At 45.7% G+C, this 25,921-nt stretch carries 28 protein-coding genes; 3 read left to right on the top strand and 25 right to left on the bottom strand.

All coding sequences use genetic code 11. The annotated features are described in order from the left end of the window. Positions 1–7 precede the first annotated feature (7 nt). The 6 genes from NFR88_RS08580 to NFR88_RS08555 are packed head-to-tail and all read right to left on the bottom strand — an operon-like array spanning position 8 to position 10,799. Positions 8–1,453, bottom strand: coding sequence for a collagen-like protein (locus NFR88_RS08580; RefSeq protein WP_251615181.1), 1,446 nt, complete (start codon positions 1,451–1,453; stop codon positions 8–10). A 1-nt stretch (position 1,454) separates the two neighbouring features. Further along, positions 1,455–1,745 carry a hypothetical protein gene (locus NFR88_RS08575; RefSeq protein ID WP_251615178.1) on the bottom strand — a complete coding sequence of 97 codons (291 nt, stop codon included), beginning with the start codon at positions 1,743–1,745 and terminating at the stop codon, positions 1,455–1,457. 3 nt (positions 1,746–1,748) lie between these two features. Continuing rightward, entirely contained in the window at positions 1,749–1,916 is a 168-nt protein-coding gene (locus NFR88_RS08570; RefSeq protein WP_251615175.1) for a hypothetical protein, read from the bottom strand. Beyond that, positions 1,885–5,790, bottom strand: coding sequence for a tail fiber domain-containing protein (locus NFR88_RS08565; protein WP_251615172.1), 3,906 nt, complete (start codon positions 5,788–5,790; stop codon positions 1,885–1,887). The genes NFR88_RS08570 and NFR88_RS08565 overlap by 32 nt, the downstream gene beginning before the upstream one ends. A 1-nt stretch (position 5,791) precedes the next feature. After that, positions 5,792–6,640 (bottom strand): phage tail domain-containing protein, encoded by an 849-nt coding sequence (locus NFR88_RS08560; RefSeq protein ID WP_251615169.1) that lies wholly within the window; start codon positions 6,638–6,640, stop codon positions 5,792–5,794. Positions 6,641–6,662: 22 nt separating this feature from the next. Then, entirely contained in the window at positions 6,663–10,799 is a 4,137-nt protein-coding gene (locus NFR88_RS08555) for a hypothetical protein (RefSeq protein WP_251615166.1), read from the bottom strand. Positions 10,800–10,897: 98 nt separating this feature from the next. Between NFR88_RS08555 and NFR88_RS08550 the strand changes: the two genes are divergently transcribed. Beyond that, positions 10,898–11,374 carry a primosomal protein N' gene (locus NFR88_RS08550; RefSeq protein WP_251615163.1) on the top strand — a complete coding sequence of 159 codons (477 nt, stop codon included), beginning with the start codon at positions 10,898–10,900 and terminating at the stop codon, positions 11,372–11,374. A gap of 368 nt (positions 11,375–11,742) precedes the next feature. Here NFR88_RS08550 and NFR88_RS08545 read toward each other — a convergent pair whose 3' ends face one another. Together NFR88_RS08545 and NFR88_RS08540 are read right to left on the bottom strand one after the other, a co-directional pair. Next, complete coding sequence (locus NFR88_RS08545; protein ID WP_251615160.1) at positions 11,743–12,159, bottom strand: hypothetical protein; 417 nt, start codon at positions 12,157–12,159, stop codon at positions 11,743–11,745. A gap of 56 nt (positions 12,160–12,215) precedes the next feature. Continuing rightward, on the bottom strand, positions 12,216–13,451 hold the full coding sequence (locus NFR88_RS08540; protein WP_251615157.1) for a hypothetical protein: 1,236 nt from the start codon (positions 13,449–13,451) through the stop codon (positions 12,216–12,218). A gap of 46 nt (positions 13,452–13,497) precedes the next feature. Between NFR88_RS08540 and NFR88_RS08535 the strand changes: the two genes are divergently transcribed. Together NFR88_RS08535 and NFR88_RS08530 are read left to right on the top strand one after the other, a co-directional pair. Further along, a complete protein-coding gene (locus tag NFR88_RS08535) occupies positions 13,498–13,863 on the top strand; it encodes a hypothetical protein (protein ID WP_251615141.1) in 366 nt (121 codons plus the stop codon). Continuing rightward, entirely contained in the window at positions 13,827–14,057 is a 231-nt protein-coding gene (locus NFR88_RS08530) for a hypothetical protein (RefSeq protein WP_251615139.1), read from the top strand. Before NFR88_RS08535 ends, NFR88_RS08530 begins: the two co-directional genes overlap by 37 nt. Before the next feature lie 401 nt (positions 14,058–14,458). Here NFR88_RS08530 and NFR88_RS08525 read toward each other — a convergent pair whose 3' ends face one another. The 17 genes from NFR88_RS08525 to NFR88_RS08445 all read right to left on the bottom strand — a co-directional run bounded on the left by NFR88_RS08525 (position 14,459) and on the right by NFR88_RS08445 (position 25,918). Continuing rightward, positions 14,459–14,839, bottom strand: a complete 381-nt coding sequence (locus NFR88_RS08525) for a hypothetical protein (protein WP_251615136.1) — start codon at positions 14,837–14,839, stop codon at positions 14,459–14,461. A 595-nt stretch (positions 14,840–15,434) separates the two neighbouring features. Further along, positions 15,435–16,034, bottom strand: a complete 600-nt coding sequence (locus NFR88_RS08520) for a hypothetical protein (protein WP_251615134.1) — start codon at positions 16,032–16,034, stop codon at positions 15,435–15,437. Positions 16,035–16,101: 67 nt separating this feature from the next. Continuing rightward, complete coding sequence (locus NFR88_RS08515) at positions 16,102–16,398, bottom strand: hypothetical protein (protein WP_251615130.1); 297 nt, start codon at positions 16,396–16,398, stop codon at positions 16,102–16,104. A 26-nt stretch (positions 16,399–16,424) separates the two neighbouring features. Further along, complete coding sequence (locus NFR88_RS08510; RefSeq protein ID WP_251615128.1) at positions 16,425–17,204, bottom strand: hypothetical protein; 780 nt, start codon at positions 17,202–17,204, stop codon at positions 16,425–16,427. A 41-nt stretch (positions 17,205–17,245) separates the two neighbouring features. Next, complete coding sequence (locus tag NFR88_RS08505) at positions 17,246–18,001, bottom strand: hypothetical protein (RefSeq protein ID WP_251615127.1); 756 nt, start codon at positions 17,999–18,001, stop codon at positions 17,246–17,248. A 2-nt stretch (positions 18,002–18,003) separates the two neighbouring features. Next, entirely contained in the window at positions 18,004–18,453 is a 450-nt protein-coding gene (locus NFR88_RS08500; protein WP_251615126.1) for a hypothetical protein, read from the bottom strand. 217 nt (positions 18,454–18,670) lie between these two features. Continuing rightward, the gene (locus NFR88_RS08495; RefSeq protein ID WP_251615125.1) at positions 18,671–19,390 is read right to left on the bottom strand and encodes an N-acetylmuramoyl-L-alanine amidase family protein; all 720 of its coding nucleotides are present in this window, start codon (positions 19,388–19,390) and stop codon (positions 18,671–18,673) included. 353 nt (positions 19,391–19,743) lie between these two features. Further along, complete coding sequence (locus NFR88_RS08490) at positions 19,744–20,061, bottom strand: hypothetical protein (protein WP_251615123.1); 318 nt, start codon at positions 20,059–20,061, stop codon at positions 19,744–19,746. Next, the gene (locus NFR88_RS08485) at positions 20,058–20,291 is read right to left on the bottom strand and encodes a holin (protein ID WP_251615121.1); all 234 of its coding nucleotides are present in this window, start codon (positions 20,289–20,291) and stop codon (positions 20,058–20,060) included. Before NFR88_RS08485 ends, NFR88_RS08490 begins: the two co-directional genes overlap by 4 nt. Before the next feature lie 199 nt (positions 20,292–20,490). Continuing rightward, complete coding sequence (locus NFR88_RS08480; RefSeq protein WP_251615119.1) at positions 20,491–20,895, bottom strand: DUF4190 domain-containing protein; 405 nt, start codon at positions 20,893–20,895, stop codon at positions 20,491–20,493. A 12-nt stretch (positions 20,896–20,907) separates the two neighbouring features. Next, entirely contained in the window at positions 20,908–21,273 is a 366-nt protein-coding gene (locus NFR88_RS08475; RefSeq protein WP_251615118.1) for a zinc-ribbon domain-containing protein, read from the bottom strand. Positions 21,274–21,488: 215 nt separating this feature from the next. Continuing rightward, positions 21,489–21,983: a hypothetical protein gene (locus NFR88_RS08470; RefSeq protein ID WP_251615116.1), complete on the bottom strand. Its 495-nt coding sequence runs from the start codon at positions 21,981–21,983 to the stop codon at positions 21,489–21,491. A 19-nt stretch (positions 21,984–22,002) separates the two neighbouring features. Then, a complete protein-coding gene (locus tag NFR88_RS08465; RefSeq protein ID WP_251615114.1) occupies positions 22,003–22,224 on the bottom strand; it encodes a hypothetical protein in 222 nt (73 codons plus the stop codon). Between the two features lie 284 nt (positions 22,225–22,508). Continuing rightward, positions 22,509–23,372: a hypothetical protein gene (locus NFR88_RS08460; RefSeq protein WP_251615113.1), complete on the bottom strand. Its 864-nt coding sequence runs from the start codon at positions 23,370–23,372 to the stop codon at positions 22,509–22,511. Then, a complete protein-coding gene (locus tag NFR88_RS08455) occupies positions 23,369–24,166 on the bottom strand; it encodes a hypothetical protein (RefSeq protein WP_251615103.1) in 798 nt (265 codons plus the stop codon). The genes NFR88_RS08460 and NFR88_RS08455 overlap by 4 nt, the downstream gene beginning before the upstream one ends. A gap of 1 nt (position 24,167) precedes the next feature. Next, positions 24,168–24,758, bottom strand: coding sequence for a putative phage tail protein (locus tag NFR88_RS08450; protein ID WP_251615101.1), 591 nt, complete (start codon positions 24,756–24,758; stop codon positions 24,168–24,170). A gap of 8 nt (positions 24,759–24,766) precedes the next feature. Then, positions 24,767–25,918: a baseplate J/gp47 family protein gene (locus tag NFR88_RS08445; protein ID WP_251615098.1), complete on the bottom strand. Its 1,152-nt coding sequence runs from the start codon at positions 25,916–25,918 to the stop codon at positions 24,767–24,769. Positions 25,919–25,921: the final 3 nt, after the last annotated feature.

Here is a 25,921-nt window from a genome sequence, read left to right as displayed (position 1 = left end):
CACCTCCTTATTCCTCATACACAATCCAGATATCGCCATTTTTGCCATCGGAGGATGTTGGTTCTGATGTACTAATTTGGATGTTTCTGAAATATCCACCATTGTCTGCAACTCCGTTTGAATTATACATGCCATTCGCATTCAATGTAATATATTTCATATTTCCTGCGGCATCATAGACTCCTAATTTCGTTTCGTTCCCACCAAAACTCAAACATCCTCCATCAACAATTGCTGCACCTGTAATGTCTTTAAATTCAGAGAAAATAGCAAAACTATTTGCATCCCCATAAAGCACTGTTTCTCCAGGTATATTAGTTGGTCCGAAATGCAATTTACTCTTATTAAATAGAATATCTGGAACGCTAGATGCATCTTGCTGTCCTATTAATAGTGCAGTTTTTCCATTCTTATTAATCGGTACAAATTGTACATTTTTATATTCGTTATAACTTTCATCAGCTGTAAAAGTGAGTATACCAGTCATAGTGCCGCCAGTCTTTTGCACAAGATTCGTAGTATCGACATCTGGAATTTGTGAAAATTTTTCATCCACGTATTTCTTATTGGCCGCGCTATTATCCAAGGCGGGATCTTCCACATTGTTTAAGCGTAGCTTTCTGCTGGCAGCGTCTATTTCCGCCACGACGCCCATTCCATCTCCGCTCACATATAGTGAATTTCCAGAATTATAGATGTGAAATTCCTGCGTTCCAGTATCCGTTTTGCCAATCAGATTGAGCATTGAATCATTGAGGTCAATATTCAGCTTACCATTTTCAGTCGAAGTTCTCGAAAAGTCCAAGTGCGTTTCACCATCATCGTACGGCTTGGTTCCTTTTATCAGTATGCTGTTTGTCGCTGATGCTTCTTTCACAGTAATCAAATCCGTGCTGGCATCCAGTTTTGCATCCAGCACCGCCTGAAACTCTTCTGCAGTCATGCCCGCATCGCCTTTATCTCCTTTGTCGCCCTTCGCGCCCTGCAGTGGTCCGTTGTTGACCCACCTGCCGCCTGCCGCATCGTAAATATAAATGTCATAGGGCTGCGCTGTGCCGATGCCATAAGCCGCTCCTTCAAACGGCGTAACCTGTGCCTGCAGTTCTGCCAGCGAGGCAAAATAGCCGCTTACAATAAAACCTCTGCCGGTTTCTCCTTTCGGTCCCTGGGCGCCTGTTTCTCCCTGAAGCCCCTGCGGACCTTGCGGCCCACGTTCACCGGTGTCACCTTTTTCTCCCGGAATGCCCTGTATACCCTGTTCACCCCGGTCGCCTTTTTCACCTTTCTCACCCTGCTCGCCTTTGGGACCGCGCAAAGCCGCAAGCTGTTCCTGCGTAAAATCTTCGTAGGTAAAAGCATCGCCTTTTTCCCCTTTGTCACCTTTTAGCACATTCTCAGAAGACATTCTGATTACTTCTGTGTTCAGAAGTGACATTCCTATGGTTTTTTCCATCTTACATAACCTCCTCGTTCAAAATCGGTAGTACTTTTACACGAACAATATCAGTCGCCACTACCACCCCGTCCTTTTTTCCTTTAATCTGACACTGCACTGACTTTTCAAACTGTAGCGTCTCCGCCTGTGTCAAAGACAGATATACGGTGGAACCGTCCACGGTCAGCCTGCTGTCGTCAAAGGTCAGTTCCGACTTTTCCGTGCCGCCGCTCATGGTCAGCAGCAGTTCGTAGCCTGTCCAATCCCATTCTGTCTCAAATTGCAAAGTTGGTGTCGTTCCTCTGCGCATCGCTTATCCCTCCTTTTTTTCCTGCGACGAATCCTGCAAAGGTCTTGCAGATGCCGCTGCAAGGACTTCCCGCAAAGTGCTAAGGCATGCCGCCATCAGCACCGTAGACTGTCCTTTGGTTTCCACTAAATTTAATGTGTTATAAATGTTGTTCAGTTTCTCGTATTCCATTTTTCATTTCTCCTTTCAGTTCTTCTAAAGATTCTTTCAGTTTGTCGATTTCCTTTTTTTGGTCTTGGATTAAAACAAGCATGGCATTCAAAAGATGCCTATCCCTATAATTTTCAACAAGACCGTCCTTATCCAGAATAACAGCATCTGGTAAAACAGAATATACATCTTCTGCAATCAGTCCAAAAGTTGTAGTTTGATATAACTGATCTTCGCTATCAATGTAATCATCGTTGTAGACCCATTCCTTTATCTCGATATCGTAAAGTCCATAGATTTTTTTAATAAGTTCGCCACTCATATCATTGATATCATGTTTAAAACGTTTTGACGAACCGCTATATTTCTGTAAATACCCACTACTGCTAAAACCACAATCATTGTTAGATATAGTAGTATTTGTATGAATACATACATTGTTCGCATGTACCAATGTGGCATAGTTGCTGTTAGTTCCAAAATAGTCAGCTCGAATAGTTCCTGATGCAACGATACTTCTTATATTCATGAAATCTGCATCTATTGATTTGACGTTTATCCCTCCATTAGCATTTATTGCATCACTTATCGTCAATTGTCCTCTAACCTTCATGCCTTGGAATGAACTGTCGTTACTCAATCTTACTGTCCATCCACCACTTCCGTCAGTTTCCTTCATAACCTTTGCCCCACCGGGCATAAAATACATATGTTCTCTGGCATACATGGTGATATCTTCATATTCCACATTCGTTGACGGTGAACCGATTTGCAAATTATTGTTGCCATTTACACCTAAAAGAAGATATTCTTTTGCATTCGCGCCCCACCATGCATCACCATCTGTGATATGATAAAGCTTCCCGCCAAGGTGCAAATCTCCCGTCTGAATCGCATTCTGGGTAATGGCAGTTACCGCACCTGCCGATGCCACACCCGAAGGCAGCTGTTCCCATGTAATCTTTGCATCCGCTCCCATGGTCACATTCTTCCCGACTTCTAGCCCCTGCACAACGGCATTGTCCTCGATTACCAGATTAGAGGTCTGGATTTTTCCGTTGAAGTAGCCTTCCGTCGCCTCGACTCTACCCTTAAAGCACCCGTTTTCCGCATAGACATTGCCGCGAAAGCTGGCGTTTCCGCTTTCGGCGTCAAAGTACAAGGACGCGCCCTCAGGCATCACGCCTGTAGCATCGTAAACCACTTTTCCGTCATCGTCGATAAAGTTCGCCTCCGCACCGCCGCTTCCGATGGAAAACAGGGTATGGTCGCCTGCCACAAGACCGTAGCGGGGATCCAATACCATCTGATTTCCAGGAATCCCGTCATGGGGCGCGCCCTGCATCACAAAGGCAGCGTTGCCCAGATAAGCGCCGCTGCCGTCCACTCGAAAGTGGGTTAGATTCGGCTGCTGGGTCACAGCATCCACACCGGTTGCTTCGATGGTCAATTTGTTTCCGATGAGAATATTTCCAATGAGACTTTCCGCAACTACACCCATCACCGACTTTTCCGTGCCGTCCAAGCTGGCAGTAAGCTTGCCGAGAGCCAGACCTGCCGTATTCCAGCCGTCATCCGTGAAGACTATCTGGTTGTGAATCATGCGGACTTCGCAAGGATCGAAGACCTGATTTTCTCTGTCCGTCAGCCTGCGCAGGTGAATGCCGCCACCGTCGATTAGAATATCCTGATTTTTTGCATTGACAATAGCACGTTTACTTACATCCAGCGCCGAGTGCATCAGCTTTTCTACATCGTTTTCGATATTAGAATTATGAAAGGCGCTGTAGCTGAACTTGCTGGCGTCCAGACTTGCCGCCTGCTTCGCCGTCTTTCCGATGGTATCCGCCAGCAGAAACTCCGGATGGTTAGCATGAAACTTGTTGCTCAAGGTCATCTCAAAGCTTTCCGCCTGATCGAACTTCACCTTCATCTCAATGAGAATGGGCTGCAGGTATATGCCGTCTTTCCATTCCAAATTCACCGATTTACCGAGGGCGATTTTATCCCGCAGCTCACTAAAAGCCGGCAGCGCCATAAAGTTTACACTGTCCACAGAGAACTCATAAGACGGTCTTGCCAGCTTTGCCAGACAGGAAACGCCGTAGTCATACAAATCCTGCACGGTATTCTGCTGCTGATATAAACTTGCGTCCAAGGTTAAAGTCAACGTACCGCCGGTCAGCTGAAAGGACAAATCGCCATCCTCTGCATGGGTAAGTCCGGTTAAAGTGCCGCTTACCACAAAGATTCCATTGGTGTAGCTTACGTCATCGCCGTTGTATGTCGGATGCTCCACATGAAGCACTACGGTACAGCCATAACTTCCATCGGTTCCGGGCTCTGACTCAACCGACAGGGTCGAATTCACCACGGTTCCCGTCAGCGAAAAATCACCGGATGTATTCTGCACGGTCAAGACGCCCAAATCAATGGAGAAAAATCGTCTTCCCAAATAAATCGTATCCAGCGATTCCAGTATCTTCAAGAGTTCCCGCTTTTCGGTTTCAGAAAGATTCAGCGCCGCCAGTTCCTCCGGCGACAGATTTCGATAATCACCGCTTTCCTTGATGCTGCCCTTTGTCATCGACACCTGATAGCTGTCTGCCGCGCTGATTTTCCGGCAGGTCTGCGGCTCATCAGAAACCTCTGATACTACATAAGTGCTGTCCTGCAGCGAATCCTCTTTCAGATACGGATTCAGTTCCTTCAGCTCATCCGCAGTAAAATACCGCTCAAAACTGCAAAAACCACTGATTTCTTCCAACATGAGGTAATTTTCTTCCAAATCTGTTTCCAGCTTTTCTACTACCTGCCTTTGCGCCGCCACCGCCGCGGTCAGCTTGTCAATCTGCTGCTGACACATGGTAATATTTGCAGCCAGTGTACCGGGTTCTGTTTTCAATTCATCCATCATCAGAAGCTGGGCATCCAAATTTTTTTGCAAATCCGCCAGCCGCGTGTTTTCACCATTGCAGATAGCCGAATTCGTACAAATTGCGGAATGTATCCTGCTGAAAATGGTCTGATACTGCCTGCAGTCCCCCTGCCACCGGTTCCATTTGTCACCCAGCGCTTTCGGAATATCTCCGGTTTCGATGAAATAGTCCAAGTTATAGATTTTGTTTCCACCAATGGGATTGACGCTGGTGATATCCGTATCCTCCGCACCGTATACGCTGAGGCAGGTGACGATTTCATCGCTGAGTTCCTCAAAGCTCTGGTTCTCAATCAAGTTGACCTTTGAGAGAAACAGCGGCACATTGGAAACCGCCGTCCCCGCGTCGTAAACATGAATTTCCCGCTTTTCCGTGTCGAAGAGGAAGATGCAGGAATAAGACTCCTGCAGCGTATTCATCATCAGCGAATACACCGAGTCCGAAGAAATATCAAAGGTCCTGTACCGAGTTGCCACCCCAGCATCAATATGTCCGATTTTCCATCCAGGTACCGCCGCCAGGATAATGTCCATCATGGTATCTTCGTTTTCTCCTACCGGATTGTAAAACATATATGTACCGCTTATGGCAGAAACTGTTTTATAATTCAGTTCGTACTCCAGCGAATACGCCTTGCATTCCTTCACCTGCGTGATGCCGTCATCGCTGACGGAGGGATTGACCAGAATGAAGGTGCCGTAGGGCTCCATGGTTACCGTCCTCATGCCGGAAAGCTTTTCAAAACACGGATTGTCCAAAAGCCGGTCGCCGTCCATATACTGCCGTGGCACACGAAAGCTGATTTCTGACACATCGTTAAAGCGAAACTCTGCCTGCAGGTCGAAGTATCCACTCACCGGACAAATCGGCGTGCCTGTCATCGTCTTTAGAAACAGCACCGGCTGTCTGAGCCGCCCGCCTGCTTCCATCTGCAAATCATGAAAACTTACAATCATATCACATACCTCCCTTCCTCAAAAATTCACACTCAATTTTCAGAAGACCGCTGCCCGTAAAGCGTAAAATATTGTCTCCTTTCACAAGACGGAAAAAATAGTGACGGTTTTCTTCGTCTCCAAAGCAGTCGTAAATATTGATGCCGCTGCTGTTGCAGGTGATAATCTGATTCTTGTTATCCACCTTTACGATCAGTTCTTCGCTGCCGTCATCAGCGGCAAAATTCTTCGGCATCCTTATGGTAAAAGGACGATTTCCATCACTCTCGTTGACTACCGTAAAAGTTTCACTGTCTTTAGGAATATACAGTTCCATCTTCGGGTAAAGATAACCTGAAAACGCGCTGTCATTTCGCAGCACGACTTTTTCCAGGGTTTTTCCCGCTGCATTTTTCACAACTCCGTCCTCTATCTGATAAGCATACTGCAGCGGATATTCGTAAGCGAACTGACTGTCACACACCACAGTGCAGCGAAAGGCTGTTGCAAGTCCATGAAAATGAATCAGCTGCACATTCTGTATCAGCGCCTTATATCGCCAGCCGCTCATATCATCTTGGTCGATTTCCAGCCACTTGTACGTGTCACTGGACGTGAGCCAGTCCATAATCTCATCAATCTGCTCCCGCTCCAGCGTGTTCATGCTTCCCACCACGAAGGACCAGGTCAGCGGCTTATTCACATTGAGTCCGAAAAACAGCGGCGCTATCTGCGAAGCCAGTCTGGTTTCTGCGATTTCCGACTCCCAAATGGGATCCTCGGTTACTGCCTGATTGTCCAAATAGTAAACCTGCAGTCCAAAATCATCGCTGGATTTTCCATCGTAAGTAAACGATTTGGCTGTAAACATAGTTCATTCCTCCTTTTCTTCTTCATTTTTTCATTGCATTTGTTTTTACACGTGATGTATAGCCCCTGCGATTCATGGCAGACTGCAGTTTTCCTAAGGTCTGACCGGAAATGTAGTCGCCGTATTCGTGGAGTGCTTTCACGGTGCCCGCATCGGCATTTCCCTCGATGGTAACAGGCGCCTGTACGTTGATTACGATATCACCCATACCAAGGTTTCCGCTGCTTACGCCGGAAAGCCCTGTCCTATGCAAGCCCTCTGTCAAAAACGCCAGTGCCTGCATCTGTATGCCAAGGCGTTTCTGGTCGGCACGATTCAGCACCAGTTCTCCCTTTTGAAGCAGCGCATAGGTTTCGTTCTGCTTCGGTGTCGGAACGTAACTGCCAACAAAACCTGCAGAAAGGCCATCGTGGAAAATCTGCCACTTCTCTGAAGTTCCCGTTTTTTTATGGAGATGGAATTTCTTTGCCTTGCTGTCCCATTCCAAATGAGCATCGCCGTAGCTCCACAATTTATTCAGCTGTTCCATCAAAGGCTTTAATCCGGCCTCCTTGTCTTTCTTAGACTTCTTGGAATCGTTAATCTCCTTCATCTTCTTAATGAGTTTATATGCGTGAGCGGTAGTTCTGCGGTCGCCTTGGTCGCCCATATAGATGACTTTGTTTTCCCGGTCATACCAAACTTTTCCCTTGTTCCATCCTCCATCTATCAGCCTGTCCACCAATGCAGTATTTTTTTCATCGGTACTCGCCTTTGTGTTTTTAGGCTTGATCGCTTCTTGAACCTGCGCTGTCGTCATCCCCTTTGCCGATGGGTTATCGCTGTCTCCGATATTTTTTTTCTGTTCCTGTTCAGCGTCTTTCTGTGCCTGCAGGAGCTTGACAATATCGGAGCCATATTTCGTCAGAAGAGGTTCGCATTCGGTCCAGATATCCGTTACTGTTGTCAGTAGCCCATTGCCATACTGATAGTTATACTGTTTTAATTCTTCCAGCAGTCGGGAAGGATTGGTATTTTTGATGTAACTGTAAACATATTCCTGCCACTTTCCGGCATGTTCCATCTGCTCGTTCAAATCGTCGATTTTGCTCTGCATTGCTCTTTCATAAGCATCGCTTGCCTCATCGAGAGCTTTTACCTTGGCATCGTAGGCTCTGTCTGCCTGCTTGTCGCTGATGTCCTCCTGCTTCTGACGAATTTCTTCCATGAGGGCGGCATACTTCGCCTTACCCTCGCGGGAATTGTCAAGCGCCAGCACTGCAGCTTTTGCCTGCATCTTTGCCAGTTCCTCGCCCTGCTTCTTCATCTCTTTCTGGTAAGAAAGTTCATCTCGAGTGAGATCCAGGGATTTTTTCTTCTGGTCGATGATTTCCTTGTACTTATCAACCTGCTTTTCCAGCGCGTCAATCATATCTTCATAGCGCTGTTTCAGCATGTCAGAAACCATGTCGGTCAAATCGTTGATGGAATCTACACGCTTTTCAATCTTGTCCAGCTCTGCTTCAGCAGCATCTTTACGTGCTTCGATCAGTTTATCTTCCAGCTTGTTGTATACTTCCAGAAAATCCTCAGTGCTGCCAAATAAGCCTGCCGCATAGTCTTCCTGCAGCCGCGCCATCTCCTTTTCCAGATAGGATACTGCATCCTGCCCCGGTATCCAGTCCTGTCTCAGGTCACGGCGGTCAATGTATTCATTTGCACTACTGATGCGGTCGTTCCAGCTCTGCACCACTTTCTTTGAAAGCTCGATAGATGCATTGGCATAGTCCTCTTCTGTGGACTTACGCCCTTTGAGCCACTTATCCATCAGTTCCTTCGTCTTTTTGTAATAGGTTCTGATACCGATGATGCCCTGCTCATACTTCTGATCCAGCTGCTCCTTGGCATGGGAGAAAACTTCTCTTCTGGCAGCGATGACATCGTTTAAATGCTGGCGATAATCTGCGGCATTGCCCTTCTGATCTTTGAGATATTTTTTGCCCAGAGCAGTTAGTCTTTTGTAATACCGTTCATAAGAAATCTGGTTCTTTTGCAGCTTGTCATCCAGCTTTTCCTTTGCAGCGTTGTACTCGTCGCGGCGCTCCTCTGAAGGTTTTTTCTTAGGGGTAGAGTCGCCGGAGGTTGGGGTTGAGCTAGGAGTTGTTGGGGAGTAATTGGTATCAAATGTGAACATTTTTCTATATGCCGCCTCTGCATCACTTCGTATGCCTATTGCCTTTGTAATCAAAGCGCCTATTGCAATTTTACTTCCCAGGCCAGGATCTTTTTGCAGTTCCTGAATTGCCAACATAATTTCCGCATACTCAGCCAAACTTTTACCGGCAGTACCCGCTGCCATTCCCACGGCATATAGCATCTTGGCATTATTCGAAACTACCTGTGCAAAAGAACTCCCCGTTACATAGGATTCATATGTTGCAAGTAATGCCGTTTTCTGTGCTGCATTCAAGCTTGCTGTAGCATTAGCATTTAATGCTAAATTGCTTTCCAATACCGCTTGAATCTGCGCTCTTGCCTGCTTTTTTTCCTCCTCGGTCGCAGATGCATTTTGTAATTTTGCTACTGCCAGCTTATACTCTACCACTTCTTGTGCATTGCTAACACCCATTTGCCTTAGCTGATTGATGTACAGTTCCTTGTTTTTATCAGTCAAGTTTCTCATCACATCTTCACTGTTCAAGTATGCGTTTACCAAACCATTCATTGCATCTTCAACTTCAGCAACAGACGATGAAGAATCACTCAAAACAGTAATTGCGTTTTTAAATTCTTTAGTACCAGACATGGAATCGAATGCTTCTGCAACGCCTTCGATCGTCTCTATGGATACCTTTCCGCCGTTATCTGCGAATTCGTTACAGGCATTACTTAATGCTCCTATGGCACTTTCCATGTTGGATATTTCATCGATGGAATCCTCCAAAGTCGGTACTCTGACTTCAATTTTACCTCCGGAATTCTTAAGTTTCTGTAAATGCTCTGCTAAATCTTCTGCAGAAATCCCGGCGTCCTCACAAGCAGTCACAAACTCTTCACCCAACTGCTCTCTTAGCGATGTTGTGTTAAACTCAAAGTTTTTATTTTCAAGCAGCTGATTCAGCTTACTTCCATAAATTCGAAACTCATCTTCATTAAACACCTCGCCCAGCAAATCTTTCACTTTCAATGTTCCATTGGCAAGGAGTCCTTCGTTGATTGCGGATTTTGTGCTGAGGACAAAAGCTTTCACCTCTGCGCTTGCATTGGAGAGGTCGATGTTGTTGATCTGCTCTTCTGCTTTTGTAGCCAAATCAAGTAAAGATTCCTCCGCATAGTTCATCTGTCTGACATAGGACTCTTTCTGCTGTGAATTTTTTGCTGATGCAGCATTCTGTTTCGCCTTATTATAGCTGTCTGTAGCACTGCGAATCTGCTCATCAATTGTGATTTCTTCTTTAGTTCTATCCTCTTTCCTAATGGTTTGAGAATAGCCCTTCAGTGCTTTATATGCATCGTCACTTGCCTTCTGCTTTTGCGTCTTCTCCTGTGCTTCCAATAAGGCTTTCTGCCGTTCCAGCTTCGCATTGGCTTCTTCAAGGGCTGCAAGCTCCTCTTTCTCTACCAGCGACAGAGGTCCTTTGTTTCTTAGTTCCGCAATTCTATCCCGGGTGGTTTCTAGTTCTCCATTAAGGCTTTCCAGACTAGACTGTGTTTCTTCCAATTGCTGGGCAGATTCTGCCGCCCATTCCAGCAGGTGATCCTGCGTTGGTACCATACTCCATAATTTCTGCAGTCCTTTGAATAACAGGTTAATTGCTTCTGAAACAACGTAGAAGAGGGCGAAACTCTTCATCATTGCACCGAATTCCATCTTTACAAGATTTGCTGCATTTTTCAAACCATCCATGCCGGACGCTCCGACAAGGGCAGCCGAGCCGATTTGTTGATATTGGATAGCTGCGCCGTTGGCAGCATTGGCGACATCCTCTAATTCCTTACTAACACCCTTTAAATGGTTTTTCATAGCCTTTTCTGCTAGCTGTCCATCCTTTAAAGCCTGATTGTATTTTTTTACAGCATCCAGTTCGTTATCTCGGATTACTATTCCTTTACTGCTTGTCGTATCTGAAAAGTATTTACTGAATCCGACTTTACCCGGCTGCTGTCCTTCATATTTCATGCTGTTACTTTCGCAAGAAGCTCTTGCTACTGACCGTAATCTATCATTGAAATTCACTAGAAAGAATGCTATACTGAATAAAAGTGAGGTGATAATCCATGGAGAAAAAAGTTCATCTATTTATGTGTTGTAGATGTGGTAGCTTCGAAAAAGAAACCACTCACCGTTGTCCTGAATGTGGTGGCGAAGTCATCGACACTGGTAAATCTCGTGATGAATGGGAAGCTGCTCTTGAACAAATGCCTGATGCTCCCCCTAAATTACCCATATCCCAGCGGTTTCCTATCGAAGATCTTTTTGAATTCATTCGAAAACAGGTCATTGATCCTTTAGGCACATTCGACCCCGAAGAGGAACAAGCTGTTCTGCGAAGATATGCAGTTCCCTCTGCACCCCACTGCCCACGCTGTTTTTCTACCAATATCCAGGGAAATCAAGGTGGTTTTGAATATGCCTTTGGAAACGGTGTCGGCTCTAGTGGATATGGCTGGAATTCCGCAACTAGTGATAATTTAGTTATTACTGGGCGTAACCGGTGTAAGTGCAACACTTGTGGCTATACTTGGCGTCCATAATTCTTTTCACATCTATTCAGTATACTAAGGCGCAGTTTGCGCCTTTTTCTTTTTCAATCGTTACGGCGGCAGGGCATTTCATCCCTGCTCTGCAGGCTCTCCCTGCAGTTCAGACTGTCTCTTCAAAGCTGCCCACTTTGACAACTCCGGCTTCCTTACAGTCGTTGAACCTTCCCCTTGCAATGAATGTTTAGGGGCTTGGCTGCTGATATGGCATTTTACAGTACTTAGCACTGCTATCTCTAGCAGCTTTTTCTCAGCCTATACCATCCTGCATGTTTTTTCCGAGTTTCCCCACCATGACGTTTATCGTTTCCGATTCCGCTTTGGTCTTACAGGCTTTAGCCGGTTCCAGCAATTTGAAAGCTTCATATCAGCGATATCGCTAACAGCCTAACGCTTGCCTTACAGGCTTGCGGTAAGCGGGCAAATGTTTTACCTATGATGTCATTCGCTTTTAGCCAATCCGGCATTTTTGTCGACAAATTACTAATCGTTTGCGGGATTGATAAAAGCGCTTTATCATCTACCTTTGGCCTTACCTTTACCTCGACGGTCTGCTGAATCTTCGGAATTGCAACATGCAAGTCCTTTAATTCCGCTTTAATCCGTGAGACATCTTTCTGCGACAGTTTTACGCCAACTTCCAACGGTTCGGCACGCAGTTTCTTTGTCGATTTAGAAACTGCTGTTTCCAGTTCTCTTTGCACTTGCTTTGCAAGTTTTTCTTTGTTGTCAATGACAACTTCGGTTTTCACCGTGTGTTTTGTTTTACTTTCTGACATATGTCCTCCTATCTTTGGGGTAACTATTTTTAAATCTTCTTTTGTTTTTTACAGAATTATGCTACAAGGCTTTTGGCATAGAAGCAGCTTTTCATCTGTGCAATACATAATGGTAAAGTTCTCAGCACTCCCATGGCGTTTTCCATGCTTGAAATTTCATCCTCTTCGCCCAGCTGTTCTTTCAACGAAGTTTCGCTGAAATCAAAGTCTTCATTTGCCAAAAGCTGGTTCAACTTATTTCCATAATTTCTGAATTCATCTTCACTAAACACTTCGCCCAGCAAGTCATCTACTTTCAATGTTCCATTGGCAAGGAGACCTTCGTTGATGGCGGTTTTTGTGCTCAGAACAAAGGCTTTTACCTCTTCGCTTGCGGTGGAAAGATCGATGTTGTTGATCTGTTCTTCGGCTTTTGATGCTAAGTCCAGAATTTCATCGTTGGCGCTTTTCATCTGCGCAGCATATTCTTTTCGGTCTGCATCGGTCTTTGCGCCTGCATAATTTGCCTTTGCCTTTTCATATCTGGTTGTTGCAATCTCAATCTGCTCATCAATGTCCACTCTTTTCTGAGTTCTGTCCGGTCTAGTGATGACCTGCGCATAGCCTTTCAGCGCATTATACGCATCCTCACTCGCCTTCTGCTTTTGCGTCTTTTCCTGTGCTTCCAGCAAGGCTTTCTGCCGTTCCAGCTTGGCATTGGCCTCTTCCAGAGCATTCAGTTCTTCTTGTTCTACCAGTGACAGCGGTCCTTTATTTCGCAGCTCGGAAATTCTGTCCTGGGTGGTTTCCAGCTCGCTGTTCAGGCTTTCCAGACTAGACTGGGCTTCTTCCAATTTCTGCGCGGACTCTGCCGCCCATTGCAAAAGATGATCCTGGGTCGGCACCAGATTCCACAATGCCTGCAGCCCTTTGAAAAGCAAGTTGATTGCTTCAGAAACGGCGTAGAAGAGGGCGAAGCTCTTTAACATTGCGCCGAATTCAAAAGCTGCCATTTTTGCTGCTGTACCAAGACCTTTCATGCCGGATGCACCGACAAGGGCGGATGATCCGATTTGCTGATATTGGATGGCAGCACCGTTGGCTGTGTTAGCAATTTGTTGTAATTCTTCACTAGTTGCACTTAAATACTTACGAAATGCAACTTGCTTATCTCCACCATCTTTTAATGCTAAATTATATTTCTTTACAGCGTCCAATTCACTGTCTCGGATTACCATACCTTGACTACTTGTCACATCCGAAAAGTATTTACCGAATCCAACTTTACCCGGATGCTGTCCTTCATATTTCATGCTGTTACTTTCACAAGAAGCTCTTGCTACTGACCGTAATCTATCATTGAAAATCATCTTAGATAATGATATACTGAATAAAAGCGAGGTGATGATAATGCCACTTGTTGGAAAAAAGTTTAATGGCAATTTATTTCTCTGTAATAAATGTGATTTCTTTAGAGAAGAAGCAGATTTTCTTGAAAATCCTTCCCTTACTCGCACTTGTCCATTTTGCGGAAAAAAACATGGAGGGCAACTTACCAATACTGGCAAGTCCTATGAAGAATGGGAAGCTATTCTCGAACAGCAACCTGATGCCCCCCTAAGAATCGTCTTGGTTGCACCCCTTTTGATAGTGTTCTTGCCTTTGCTCATAAGCAAGTTATTGCTCCAATGGGTACTTTCGATCAAAAGATTGTTGATGAAATAAATGAACAAATTGAAGAAAGTAAAAAACTCCACTGCCCGCGTTGTTTTTCCACCAATGTTGAAACCGATGGCGGCTACGAATATGGTTCAAACGGCGTTGGAGCCTCTGGCTACGGCTGGGATTCCGGTGATGGTTTAGTTGCTACCGGATATCGTAACGTCTGCAAAAATTGCGGTTACAAATGGCAACGTTAATCCTTTCACATCTATTCAGTATACGAAGGCGCTTTTGCGCCTTTTTCTTTTTTAGTATTACGGCGGCAGGGCACTTCATCCCTGCTCTGCAGGCTCTCCCTGCAGTTCAGACTGTCTCTTCAAAGCTGCCCACTTTGACAACTCCGGCTTCCTTACAGTCGTTGAACCTTCCCCTTGCTAAAAAGTTTAGGGGCTTGGCTGCTGATTTGGCATTTTACAGTACTTAGCACCGCTGTCTTTCAGCGGCTTTTTCTCAGCCTATACCATCCTTCATGTTTTTTCCGGGTTTCCCCACCATGACGTTTATCGTTTCCGATTCCGCTTTGGTCTTGCAGGCTTTAGCCAGTTCCAGCAATTTGAAAGCTTCATATCAGCTACATGGCTGACAGCCTAACGCTTGCCTAACAGACTTGCGGTAAGCGGGCAAATTGTTTACCTATGATATCATTTTTCTTTAGCCAATCCGGCAGTTTTGTTGATAGATTCCCTAATTCTTTAGGGATTGACAGCAAGGCACTATCATCCACTTTTGGGTTCACCTTTACCTCAACGGTCTGCTGAATCTCTGGAATTGCAACTTTCAAATCCTTTAGTTCCGCCTTGATTCGCGAAACATCCTTCTTGGATAGTTTCACGCCCACTTCCAGCGGTTCGGCACGCAGTTTCTTTGTCGATTTAGAAACTGCTGTTTCCAGTTCTCTTTGCACTTGCTTTGCAAGTTTTTCTTTGTTGTCAATGACAACTTCGGTTTTCACCGTGTGTTTTGTTTTACTTTCTGACATATGTCCTCCTTTCTTTGGATAACTCCTTTAAAATATTGTTTTAATATTTGCGAAATCAGGCTGCAAGACTTTGTATGTAGAAGCTGCTTTTCATTCCACCCTTTAGGGTCAGATTATACTTTTTAACTGCATCCAATTCACTATCTCGGATTACTATTTCTTTACTGTTTATAGTATCGGGAAGGTATTTCCCAAATCTAACCTCTCTTGGCTGCTGCCCTTCATATTTCACTCTGTTACTTTCACAAGAAAGCTCTTACTACTGATCGCAGGGCAAACGCATGAAGTCGTTTTTTTGTTCTGAAATTCATAATCTGACCGTATAGCAACAAAAATGCTGTCATGCGGTCAAGTTTGAAAATCCTGTTACGGCATTTCTGACCGTAAATAACTAAGATTAGACCAATACGGTCAAAAAATCCGAGTTTACCTGCTTTCAATTGTGTATCGACTTTTGGGGACAAATCTGACACTTCGTATCGTAAAAATGGGGTAAAGTGTCATTTCTTCAAAAACATAAATCATAAAAATGACACTTTACGCCTAAATTGAAAGAGATTGTTTCATTTTTCCCGTTACGCACCTTTAGCAGGCACTAGGACAGTATCTTTTTATCCACCGCAGCGGAATTTCCCGGCGTCTGACCGGACTGCGGCTTTGCCTCTCTGCCTGTCGTCTCTGGCTGCGCCTCAAGTTGTGCGGAAAGCTGCTTCCATGCCGCTAATGCTTCTTCCAGCAGCTGCTCCGTTTTACCCGCCAAACGATTCATGCCGTGCTGCTCCTCCATATCAAAGGCAAGCTTCTTGTCGATATATCCTTCGATAAACGGAAGCTCTGTATCTGCCATCAGTTCCTGATAAAGCCCCGTCTGAAAGACGTATGCGTAGCATTTTGCCAAGTCCGCAACCTGCGGCGACGCCTGCTTTTCGTCCACGGGCACCGGAATATTCGTAAAGTATTCCAAAATAAAGCGGGACAGCATCATATCTCTGGCGACAGGATTGTAATTTCCGTCACAGGTCGCCGCGTAAGCCACAGTGTCCACCATCATCAGCATTTTCCCCATGGAAATCCGTCTGCGGTACTGCACGCAAGCCGTTTCCTCTTCACCTGCAGAAATCTGTACCGCACCGGTTAAATCTCCGGATACCAATTTATCTAAAACTTTCATTTCTTTCTTTGTCATCTGTTTCATGTTCTTCTCTCCTCCATTTTAGTATGAAAACAGGGAGCATGGTTTTTTCTTCCAGCTCCCCGCAAGTTCAATTTTTCTCCTGCGCTTTTATAAAAATTTCATTGATCAGTTTTTCCGCGCCCGGTACAAAGCCATAGGAGGGCTGTCCCGGCAAAATCCCAAAATCCGCAAGCTCTGCCTGCGCGCCTTCTGCGTCTGTAAGTCCTTTCTGATAGCTTTTCAACACCAGATAGATTAAATAATGGCGCTGGCTGCAGCAGACCGTCCGCCACGCAGTGTAGCTTTTAATCTTGCTGCAGTCATCACAAGCATAGTAGCCCGCACCGCACAGGATACAGGTATGATTGTTCTGTCTCTCTGCCATAACCTGTCTCTTTTCTCAGGTTTCCCTTATTTTGCCATTGCGATGGTAAACAGCTCTTTGGTTGGAGAACAGTAATCCTGCATCGCGTTGACAGTGAAGCCGTGCTTTGCTTCGTTGGTCAGGGTCAGCGTTACAGCGTTGTCCATCTTCGCGTTGTTAAAGATAATATACGCGTAGTACTCGGTATTCACATCGCAGATATCAGCTGCCAGTACTTCCAGTACAAATTTGCCGCCCTTGGCGAAGTTTTCCGCAGTGTTGGTCACCTTTACAGCCTCAGCGGATTCTCTGTCATACCAAACCGCTACATAATCGCCAACCTGGAAAGCGCCTGTCGGCAGCGTAATCTCTTTTCCAGTGATGGAAAAGGCTTCCGCGCTGGCTTCCACCGCAGCCGGATACGCCTTATTTTTGCTCTTATCCGAGTGGGTGGAATAGATGTACTTCAAATCGCCTGCCGGTTCGTTTACCAGGGACACTTTAGCCGCATCCTTCACCTCAATCAGTTCAAATGCCGGCAGGATAATCTTGTTGTCCGCATTTGCTACCTCTTTGTCAGAGCCCAGCTGCGCAGCCATCAGTCCAAAGTTTACTACCGCGTTGGAACCGGTAAACTTAGCATCCTTGGTTCTGTCAAATGCAGCGATTTTCTGACCCATCGCGTCATTTACAAAGACCTGCTCGCCGGAACATTCCAGTGACGGATCACTGATCTGGTCGATGGAGAAAATCACTTCTCCTGTCGCCTTATCAAAAAGGGTACCTCTAAGAATTCTGTTGATAATTAAATTTTCTACGTTAAACATTTTTCTTCCTCCTAATATTTTTATAATTTTTTTCGCCGGGCTTAGTCTAAGTCGCCCAGCCAGTCCAGTTGTTTGTCCGAAATCGATTTGGCATCGATATTTCCTGTGTAAATGCCTGTCATCAGATTTCGATAATTGTTCAGTTTTCTGATGCGTTGTACCGCGTCGAAAAAGTTGTACAGGCACAGGTCCCATACGGTTTCATAGGTGTACTTGAAGTCAGCACAATTGACAAGACCCGAAATCAACGGCGCCAGCAAAGAGGAAAAAGGCTTGTCCTGGTTTCTCTCCTGGGCTCTTCGATCCTCTTCAATATATATTTTCTTAGTAATTTCATTGCCTGGTTTTCTCTGATTTCTTTTGATTCTGTGCATACGGCGCAGATGGTCTGCAATGAGCTGATAAATCACGTCGTCTATCACAATCTCTCTTTCCGCGTCGCGAAGTACGATATCCTCCGCGGGATTTTCCCCGTCGCTTCCCGCCTGACGCCTTGTAAAAACCTGAAACCTCGAAAAGTCAAGACCCCCAAATAAAATCTTTGTCTCCTCCTTCGGCAGGTTTTGTGTCAGCATGATAAACAGCGCAAAGTCCGTGATTTCTTCATAGTCAATCCCCATGTCATAAAAGGCAACTTTGTAGTCAAAAGGTGTGGCAGTCAGCAGGCTGACAAGCTTCCAATATTCCTCCTCACCATAATCAGCTATTTCTCCTATGGTCGGATGATGAATCTTTATATGTGCATTGATTACATAGTCTTCACCGCGGAGAAGTGAAAGCTCTGCGGGCGCGTTCATAGTTACGCACCCTGCCTGCGCAGAGGTTCCATCGACTGAAAGCGCATCACTCTCTTGTTATATACGCTGCCTGCCGGTTCTTCCCAGGTTGATATCAGCTTCATATCCCCCCTGCCTATGCTTTGAAAACGGTTAAACAAACGATCTAGTTCCTCTTCTATCATATCCATCCGGTTGACCCCATTATCGTCTATGTAATCTCTGCGGCACCAGATGGTAACGACCAGAATCTGCTTTTTGAAAAAAGGATTCTCCTCCGATATTCCGCTAACCGCCTCCTCTGCGCTAATGCAGCATTTCGGACCACCTGCGTCTTCCGGCACGATTCCGTAGGAAAAAATCACCTGCGTATCTGTCTCACCGATGGCATCCGCAATCGCGCTGCTGGCGGCAATCATCTTTATAGCCCTTTGTTTAAATCCTGTTTCTGCTGTTTTTTCTCTAACCTCCATACATGTTCCTCCTTTGACTTTTTATTTCCTTTTCGCAAAAGAAAAGCGCACTTTTTTCTTTTGCCCTGTTGTTCTTTGTTCTGCTAAGCTCAGCTTGTTTGCGGGCGAAAAAAACGCTCCCCACAGGGTAAAGAGTTTTACGCGATTATGAGCAAGCTCTTTACCATGTACAGTGTAGCACTTTTTTATGTACCCGATGCACACTCTTGCGCCGTCTCTATAAAATTTTGACATACTTGTCAGTAATGGTAATCCAGCCGCCCTGCGCCAGCTTTCCTCTGGTTCCCTTCTTATTGGTTTTGATAATTCTATAGGTCTTGTCCCTCTCTAAATAACGCAGTTTCGGCGACGCAAGCAAAGAGGTTTTGCGTACAATCAGCTTCCCTCTTGTCTTTACGTCAAAAACCATGTCAACGCCCAGATACTGACATAATCCCATCGCCAGCGCGAAACCGTAATCTTTCGCGTCTTTCAGCCTTTTCAGGTCTGCCTTGATGGAGCCGGTTTCAAAAATGCACGCCGGCATATCGGTAGCCGTCAGTTCATACAAGTCCGTTCTCTTTGTCAGTCCTCTGGTCTTCATGCCCATGCGTTCCATCACTGCGTCATTGAGACATTTCGCCAGTTTCTTGCCCTCTTTCGAGACATACAGCGGCATGGTGCCGGACGGCGCTTTGTAGTAATCACAGTGCAGAGAAATAAATACCTCCGTCTTTTCCCGGTTTGCTTTCGCCACCTGCGCAATCATGTTCATGTTGTTGTCGCTGTCCGCGTCAGTCACAACCGTAATACCGGCACTGCGCATGTACTTTGCAAACGCCTTTGTCATCGGCAGCATCAGTGCCGCTTCATTTTCATCTTTATATACGGTGCCGCAGTCCCAGGAGCCGTCCTGAGATTTGCCGTGCCCGCAAAAAATTCCTGCTTTTTGTTTCATCTTTGTACCTCCAAATAAAAAGCCCTGCGGAATGCGCAGGGTGAAATTGACTATTGCATAATCTCTTCATTCGTGGTATATTGGTGTCAAGAGAAAGCCTGACAGCAAGCTTTCTAAATAGGTTTAATTTAAAACCGCTTCAGGGGGCTAGCCTGGGCGGTTTTTACTTTTCGTGATTATCCCTCAAGACTAACCCCAAAATCATAAGTACAATGACTAAGATTCCGTAGTCTGTCATATCGGAGTCCTTTCCGAAAGTTCGCCGCCTTTAATGGCTCACTCTTGACTATATGTATTATACCACGCCTTGTTCCTACGGACAAGGTTTCCTTACTTCTCTACGGTCACCCCCCTCAAAACATCCTGTCCTGAATTTCTTCTCTCAGTTCTTTCATCTTCTCAACGCCGTTTCCGTCGATAAAGTGATTTAAAAGCGCCAGATTCACCCGCATATTTTCCTTTGCCATTTCCTTCATATCGGCAATTGCCTGTTTGTCATTACCCAGGAAAATATCGTGATTGTCCAGCCTTTTCTCGCACTCTGTAATTCGTTGCGCAATTCGTTTAAAAGGCGAACACATCTGCATGATCACTTTGACGCCACCGGCGACAACTGCCAGCGCGCCGAAGAGCGCCAGAATCGTCGAAACCGTTACTTGAATTTCATTCATTTGAGCGCCTCCTCTTCCGCAGGCTGATGTTCCAAACTAAGTTCCGGCAGTCCCGCCGCACTAGTCAACAGCGATAAAATGCCCGCCAAAACTGCCGCCGATCCGGTCATTTGCCAATCGACTTCTGCCAGCACAGCGCTGGTTCCAATGGTCGCTGCCGCAGTCTGCGCCATAGTTTTTACCGCGCGAACCGCTGCTGCTTTCGCCCACTTTTTTACATAATCTCTCATCTCATTTCCTCCTTTCTCGTTTCTTTCCATAGAAAAAAGCACCACTTCGGGTGCTTTGTCTATTTTGGACTATATACATTTTAACATAATTTTAGGGTACTGACGCGCACAGTTTCAACAATTCTCTTCATATGCCGCAAATTACACAACAAACTACATCTGCTAGAATAAACCTGTATTTCCAATCCGTTTGCAGAGATCAATAATAGCTGGTATAGTTCGCCAGTGACATAATCTGTATACAGAAATAAATCGTACTAACTGCGCCTACTGCAATACCAGTCACCGCTTTTGCTTTTCCGTTCTCAGGATTTTTACTGATTTGCACCAGCCCGATGACAGAAACAACAATTCCTGCGATGCCAATCAAGGCAAACGGATTAATTAACAGAGAAATCAGGGAAATCACCATTCCTACAACACACATCGTATTATTTCCCGCACTCTTTGCCTGATTTTCAGGGATATAAGTGTTTACTTCCGGCTTTGATTCCTGCACATGCATATACTGTTGTGCTGCCGCCTGTGTAGTATGCTCTGCGCCGCATTCAGGACAAAAGGTTGCACCATTCGGCATTTCTTTACCACAATTTGAACAAAACATTTCTTCCTCCTATTAATTCACGATGATTTCCCCAGTCAAACGATTCAGCTTCAGTACAACGGATGCATCCTGCGTAATATGAATATCTATGATCTTACTCTCAAATGGCAACGAAAAGACAATTCGATGCAAACCTGCACTAATCGGAATACGCACACTGGAGCCATTCTTTACTTCGTAATGTTCCTTGTTGTCAATTTCGATCTTGATTGCGGGATTAATCGCAAAAAACTGATCCGTTCTACACACTGTCAGTACATAGGTTTCCTTATCTTCTGACACTTCGATCTTTTTTCGTACACTCTGTACCGGATGTCCACACCTTGCACAAAACCTGGCTCCTTCAACAAGGCGTTCTCCGCATTTTATACAAAACATACTGTTACTCCTTTAAAGCTGCCGCTTCCCCTTTCTTTTTAAATTATATCACATTTTTGTTGCCTTTCAACAGGAATATTTTCCTATCATACGGGAATTGCGTTTGATTTGTCTATATTGTTTTTCTAGGTCTCTTTTCATTCTTTTAAACGCTTCCGGCTGTTTTTAAGAGCAAGAAAGACATGACTTTTTTGTTTAAACTCTGTCATTATTTATCAAGTAACTATCTTGTCATGCGCACCGTGCTCACAGATGTTACCATCCATATAAGTCCCGTTTGCGATCGCTACAGCTTTATTAACAGCTTTCTGCTCCACTTCTTTCTGGATTCTATCCCATTCTTCGTTTGGGATTCCGTACGGATTATTTGGCAAATTTGAGATTTCTTCATTTACTTTGTCTTTCAATTTTTCTGGCACATCCTCAATCTTCATCTCTCCAGCATGTACCCTTCTTGCCAACTGCCCTACTACCATACTTCCGACTTCTTCACAACATTCATCAGGGATATCTTCCCACGCCATTTCTCCGCTAAGTACTTGAACGGAATGCTCCCTAACAATGTCTGTATGTGCCTTTATTTTAGCCAGCAACGCATTGTATTCAGATTCTCCTATCTGCGTCTGGCCTGTCCCTGCATCTGCAGGGAATGACTGCGCCCCAATCTGCCGCAGCTTTCCTTCTTTCTCTATTTTATAAAAATATTTCATACTTTTTCTCCTTTCGATTTTATGTGATAGCGATCCATTTATATTTGATTTCTGCTTTATAACAAACGGTAATCTTTCCAGTGCTCTGCCCCGTACTATATCTGAGATATCCTGAGATGTATTCTAGTCCGAACTTTGCTTCATTGGACTTGATATTGGACTGGTACTCCGCTAGCCCCGACACATCAGTGCTCATAATCCTTCCCGTCAAATAGTCCGCTGTTAGTTGTTTTAATGTCAAAAATAAGCGAATCAACATAATGCGACGTACTTATTCGCCAACGCAGATATCGCTTGCTGAATAAGTCCATCTCCGCCCACGGGTCTTCTGATGGCTTCATTTTGTAAAGCCCCTCCGCATTTTTTGTTATCTCACCAATCATTGCACATCTTGCGTTGCCAGCTTTAAGTCAACACCTCCGGGCAGTCCGTCAAGAACGCCCATGATTTTGCGCAGGTTATCATTGTTCAATTCAAGCTATGGCTTGTTCTTTAAACAATTTTTTTGCTCATATTTACCTCCATTTATGCCACAAATACAAATGCATATTTTACTCCCGCTTGGAATACTACATTTTCACTGCCTATTGAACCTCCGCTAAATTCTACTTTATCTTTATAGCATTTAAACGGTCCCAATACCACGTTATTCATGTCGCCATTATACATATATCTTGTGGATCTGTATGAATCCAGCTTATTAACGTCACCTTGATTCGGTCCGATAACACAATATGAAAACATTGCGCTATATGGATAAAGCATTTCTGTACGTTCTAAACACATTACAAAAACAGCCCTTGGGACTTTATTCAAATTATGCCGAACATCCCCTAATTCCTTTACCGCTTTCGGACTGGCGAATGTCTTCTCTTGGATTTCTATATTTGTAGCTCCAAAAGGCATTAATGGCGTGTAAGACTCATACCACACCCCATCAGTATGCAGACCACTTTCCGGGTACTGCGTCTCATTGTCTGACACTGCGTAGCCTATCAACTCTTTAACGTCTATCGTCTTTGGCGTGTATTCTGACAGTACACCGGTTTCGTCTGTTATTGAAAATGCATGCAGTGTAAGCGTTTGTGCGCCAGCATCATAAGTGCAACCAGACATCCCTCCATTTACACAGTCCTCAGCAATTTTGCCAGACAAAACAGCGAACATGTGAATCATGCCAGTGTTGGCATGGATGCCAAATTGAAATCCGTCAAGTCTATCCAACGTGACTGCTTTCGTATCTCCTATAACTTCTAGTTTGACCACTACTGGCGAACGGCTAATAAGCTCTACGGGCTTTACAACAGCATAGCCCTTTTCGTACTTCTTCCATAAATGCTTTCCGTTTGGATTTGCCTTGCTAGCCACATTCTTCACACTGATACTCATTTTTCTCTCACCTCCAAAATTACTGGTACATCCACTGCCGGCACATCGCCATATGCTTTCAACACATTCCCGGCAGAGCTTCCCACAATTCTGGCGCCGCTCCATGCGTCAAGCTGCGCCTCGGTGCAGGTACTGTCCGGTTCCACCGAAAGGTCAAAAGACGCCGCCGGATAATCCGCCTCAAAGCTATAAGTTTTGTCTGTCTGATTCCATGCGGAAGCGGCAAGGGTCGTCAGCACAGTCACCGGCTTTTTCGCCTTGTCCGCCAGCGCCTCGCTCAATGCCTCGGTCAGCTGCGCAGGTTTTACATATCGCAAGTCTGCGACGCTCTCTGTTAAAACACCTGCCTGAGGCACTTCCACGGTTACATTTGCCGCGTCCGAGACCTTGATGCAGAGATTCCACTGAATAGAAAAGGCAGGCTGCTGCGCCTCTGCCGGAATTTCTTCTCCCTCTTCTGTGTCCGTCTGGCTCACCATATAAAGAATCTCTCCCAAATCAGGATCTTGGGCATAAATGCCCAGGGTATGCATCTGATAAGATTCGGAAAGTCCCGCATTGGTCAAAAGAACCGGCAGCGTCATTTGCGCCGCATCCTCATCCATCAGCCTGTCTGAAAGGGTCAGCTGCTGCATTTCCGACGGCAGCGCTGTCAATGTCGAAAGCTGCGCCGCATTGACTCGCTTCCCGCCGGACATTGCTTTTGTGATTACGAGCGGCGTTTCCCCGCCCATCAATTTTAAATCCAGGTTTTTCCCCTGTTGTGTTCTGCAAAAATGCATCCATGTTGCCATGTTAAATTCCCTCCTTTATCTCATATATCTCATAGGTTTTCATCATTGCGGCTTTTGCCGCTAAATATCGCTTGCCCGCTGCCTCCCTGCGCACTTCTGTTACAATCTGATAAATCAAGTGCGCCGGTTTCAGCTTGTTCAGTTCACGCCGCACCGCCTGCATAATTTCCTGCGGAATACAGCCGCCGCATACGACAGTAAATTTGTTTTTTCCTGTATTTTCTCTGATTTCCGTTTCCACGCCTGTCAGATTTGTAATTATACTTTCGATTTTGGCAGGCGGCATCGGCGCTCTGGTTCTGCGCCGATTTACAATTTGATTTCTCCGCTGCGCGAGGGTCAATTTTTCACTCGGTAAAATCCCAAGCCGCTCTTCCCAGAGGGGAATCGTAAAGGTGGCGGACTGAGGCATGACCTGAGCTGCAAAGGCTTCCGCCCACTGCTCCATCCGCTCAACGCTTTCGCCGATTTCCTCCAAAAGCCACAGAAACACATAGGCGTCACTGTACACCGGCGGAAACCAGCCGAGAATTTCCCGCGCTTTATCGCTTTTTAAAATTGCTTCAATCTGTTCACTGCTGTAATATTCCATCCTGCCGCCTATTCCCTTTCTGTCAGTGAAACCTGCTCACTGACGATTTTCGGAAACGCATTGACCGGCACCGGTATATTTTCGGTCTGTCCATTGAGCTTCAGCGAGGCTAAATTGTAATCCGCAATCCCGCTGGTCTGGGATAATACCGCGCCAACCTTGGTATAGCGCACTTCCTTATCTTCCGGTACCTGTGCCATGTACGCCGTCAGATTGCGGACAAATTCCTCCTTCACCGCCGCAAGATCGGCGCCCTCTGTCAGTTTTACCTCCGCCGCGATGGCAATCTCGATCAGCACCGGCGGCACGACAGAAAGTACTGCGCCGTTGACCGGCGCTTTCCGCTTCTCCCGATCCTCTGGGCTCACGATGTAATCGTAGACGGTCTGGCACAGGGTTTCCGTCGCGGGATTCCCCTGACTGTCTGTCAATACGATGGTGACAAGCCCGGAATCGTCATCCTTTGTCGGCGGTACCACCACAGCTGTTCCCGTGCCCGGCACTTCCTCCGCCCAGCGTTTGTAATCGCTGTCATTGCCCACGAAAGAAAGTCCCTGCATTTTTTCGTATTCGGTGATGCGTCCAATCAGCGCCGCATCACTTTCCGCATCGGAACCGCCGGTCGCCGCCTGCGGATTTTGTACAGAGGAAATTCCCTCAAGCGGCGAATCCTGCAGGATAATCGTCCCTGCCGCCACATTGCCGCTGCTGCCTGCTTCTGCCGCTTTCACGACTATTTCTACTGTTCCGTCTTCTCCGATGACCGCCTCTTGCTGCGACACAAAGGATGCAGCCGGAACATCGCCAATCGCCGCAGTAGAAAATACACTTTCCGCGGGGATCACGGTACCTGCTGTTCCCGTCACCGCAAGGATTGCCTCCGCAAAAGACGCCGCTTTCCGCGTAATCCCGTTGACCTCAGCATGATAGTCTACATAATCCGAATACCCTTCACAAAACCGTGGGAAAATTCGTTTCAGTGCTTCCGCCATGATATACTGGGTAAAATATGCCTCCTGCATAGCAGTCGGTGCCAGCAAATTGTACGGATGACTTCCTTCACTCAAATCTATATCCTGCGGCAGCGCCGCAGTCATTTCTTCCATAATATCTTCAAAATCTCTATTCAGAAATTCTGGCATTGTCCATTCTTCTGCCATATT

The organism is Senimuribacter intestinalis, assembly GCF_943192965.1.
Taxonomy (GTDB): Bacteria; Bacillota; Clostridia; order Peptostreptococcales; family Anaerovoracaceae; genus Senimuribacter; species Senimuribacter intestinalis.
Note: the sequence above shows the minus strand (reverse complement) of the source record. Positions and strands in the feature narration are given on the sequence as shown.

Excerpts from the sequence above, each read along its gene's own strand:
- NFR88_RS08460 (WP_251615113.1), bottom strand. The coding sequence starts at position 23,372 with ATGAGTATCAGTGTGAAGAATGTGGCTAGCAAGGCAAATCCAAACGGA.
- NFR88_RS08520 (WP_251615134.1), bottom strand. The coding sequence starts at position 16,034 with ATGAAACAGATGACAAAGAAAGAAATGAAAGTTTTAGATAAATTGGTA.
- NFR88_RS08580 (WP_251615181.1), bottom strand. The coding sequence starts at position 1,453 with ATGGAAAAAACCATAGGAATGTCACTTCTGAACACAGAAGTAATCAGA.
- NFR88_RS08565 (WP_251615172.1), bottom strand. The coding sequence starts at position 5,790 with ATGATTGTAAGTTTTCATGATTTGCAGATGGAAGCAGGCGGGCGGCTC.
- NFR88_RS08550 (WP_251615163.1), top strand. The coding sequence starts at position 10,898 with ATGGAGAAAAAAGTTCATCTATTTATGTGTTGTAGATGTGGTAGCTTC.
- NFR88_RS08505 (WP_251615127.1), bottom strand. The coding sequence starts at position 18,001 with ATGAACGCGCCCGCAGAGCTTTCACTTCTCCGCGGTGAAGACTATGTA.
- NFR88_RS08455 (WP_251615103.1), bottom strand. The coding sequence starts at position 24,166 with ATGGCAACATGGATGCATTTTTGCAGAACACAACAGGGGAAAAACCTG.
- NFR88_RS08470 (WP_251615116.1), bottom strand. The coding sequence starts at position 21,983 with ATGAAATATTTTTATAAAATAGAGAAAGAAGGAAAGCTGCGGCAGATT.
- NFR88_RS08485 (WP_251615121.1), bottom strand. The coding sequence starts at position 20,291 with ATGAGAGATTATGTAAAAAAGTGGGCGAAAGCAGCAGCGGTTCGCGCG.
- NFR88_RS08495 (WP_251615125.1), bottom strand. The coding sequence starts at position 19,390 with ATGAAACAAAAAGCAGGAATTTTTTGCGGGCACGGCAAATCTCAGGAC.
- NFR88_RS08575 (WP_251615178.1), bottom strand. The coding sequence starts at position 1,745 with ATGCGCAGAGGAACGACACCAACTTTGCAATTTGAGACAGAATGGGAT.
- NFR88_RS08515 (WP_251615130.1), bottom strand. The coding sequence starts at position 16,398 with ATGGCAGAGAGACAGAACAATCATACCTGTATCCTGTGCGGTGCGGGC.
- NFR88_RS08500 (WP_251615126.1), bottom strand. The coding sequence starts at position 18,453 with ATGGAGGTTAGAGAAAAAACAGCAGAAACAGGATTTAAACAAAGGGCT.
- NFR88_RS08540 (WP_251615157.1), bottom strand. The coding sequence starts at position 13,451 with ATGAAATATGAAGGACAGCATCCGGGTAAAGTTGGATTCGGTAAATAC.
- NFR88_RS08475 (WP_251615118.1), bottom strand. The coding sequence starts at position 21,273 with ATGTTTTGTATAAAATGCGGAGAACGCCTTGTTGAAGGAGCCAGGTTT.
- NFR88_RS08450 (WP_251615101.1), bottom strand. The coding sequence starts at position 24,758 with ATGGAATATTACAGCAGTGAACAGATTGAAGCAATTTTAAAAAGCGAT.
- NFR88_RS08510 (WP_251615128.1), bottom strand. The coding sequence starts at position 17,204 with ATGTTTAACGTAGAAAATTTAATTATCAACAGAATTCTTAGAGGTACC.
- NFR88_RS08545 (WP_251615160.1), bottom strand. The coding sequence starts at position 12,159 with ATGTCAGAAAGTAAAACAAAACACACGGTGAAAACCGAAGTTGTCATT.
- NFR88_RS08560 (WP_251615169.1), bottom strand. The coding sequence starts at position 6,640 with ATGTTTACAGCCAAATCGTTTACTTACGATGGAAAATCCAGCGATGAT.
- NFR88_RS08490 (WP_251615123.1), bottom strand. The coding sequence starts at position 20,061 with ATGAATGAAATTCAAGTAACGGTTTCGACGATTCTGGCGCTCTTCGGC.
- NFR88_RS08570 (WP_251615175.1), bottom strand. The coding sequence starts at position 1,916 with ATGGAATACGAGAAACTGAACAACATTTATAACACATTAAATTTAGTG.
- NFR88_RS08555 (WP_251615166.1), bottom strand. The coding sequence starts at position 10,799 with ATGAAATATGAAGGACAGCAGCCGGGTAAAGTCGGATTCAGTAAATAC.
- NFR88_RS08530 (WP_251615139.1), top strand. The coding sequence starts at position 13,827 with ATGGGTACTTTCGATCAAAAGATTGTTGATGAAATAAATGAACAAATT.
- NFR88_RS08445 (WP_251615098.1), bottom strand. The coding sequence starts at position 25,918 with ATGGCAGAAGAATGGACAATGCCAGAATTTCTGAATAGAGATTTTGAA.
- NFR88_RS08480 (WP_251615119.1), bottom strand. The coding sequence starts at position 20,895 with ATGTTTTGTTCAAATTGTGGTAAAGAAATGCCGAATGGTGCAACCTTT.
- NFR88_RS08525 (WP_251615136.1), bottom strand. The coding sequence starts at position 14,839 with ATGTCAGAAAGTAAAACAAAACACACGGTGAAAACCGAAGTTGTCATT.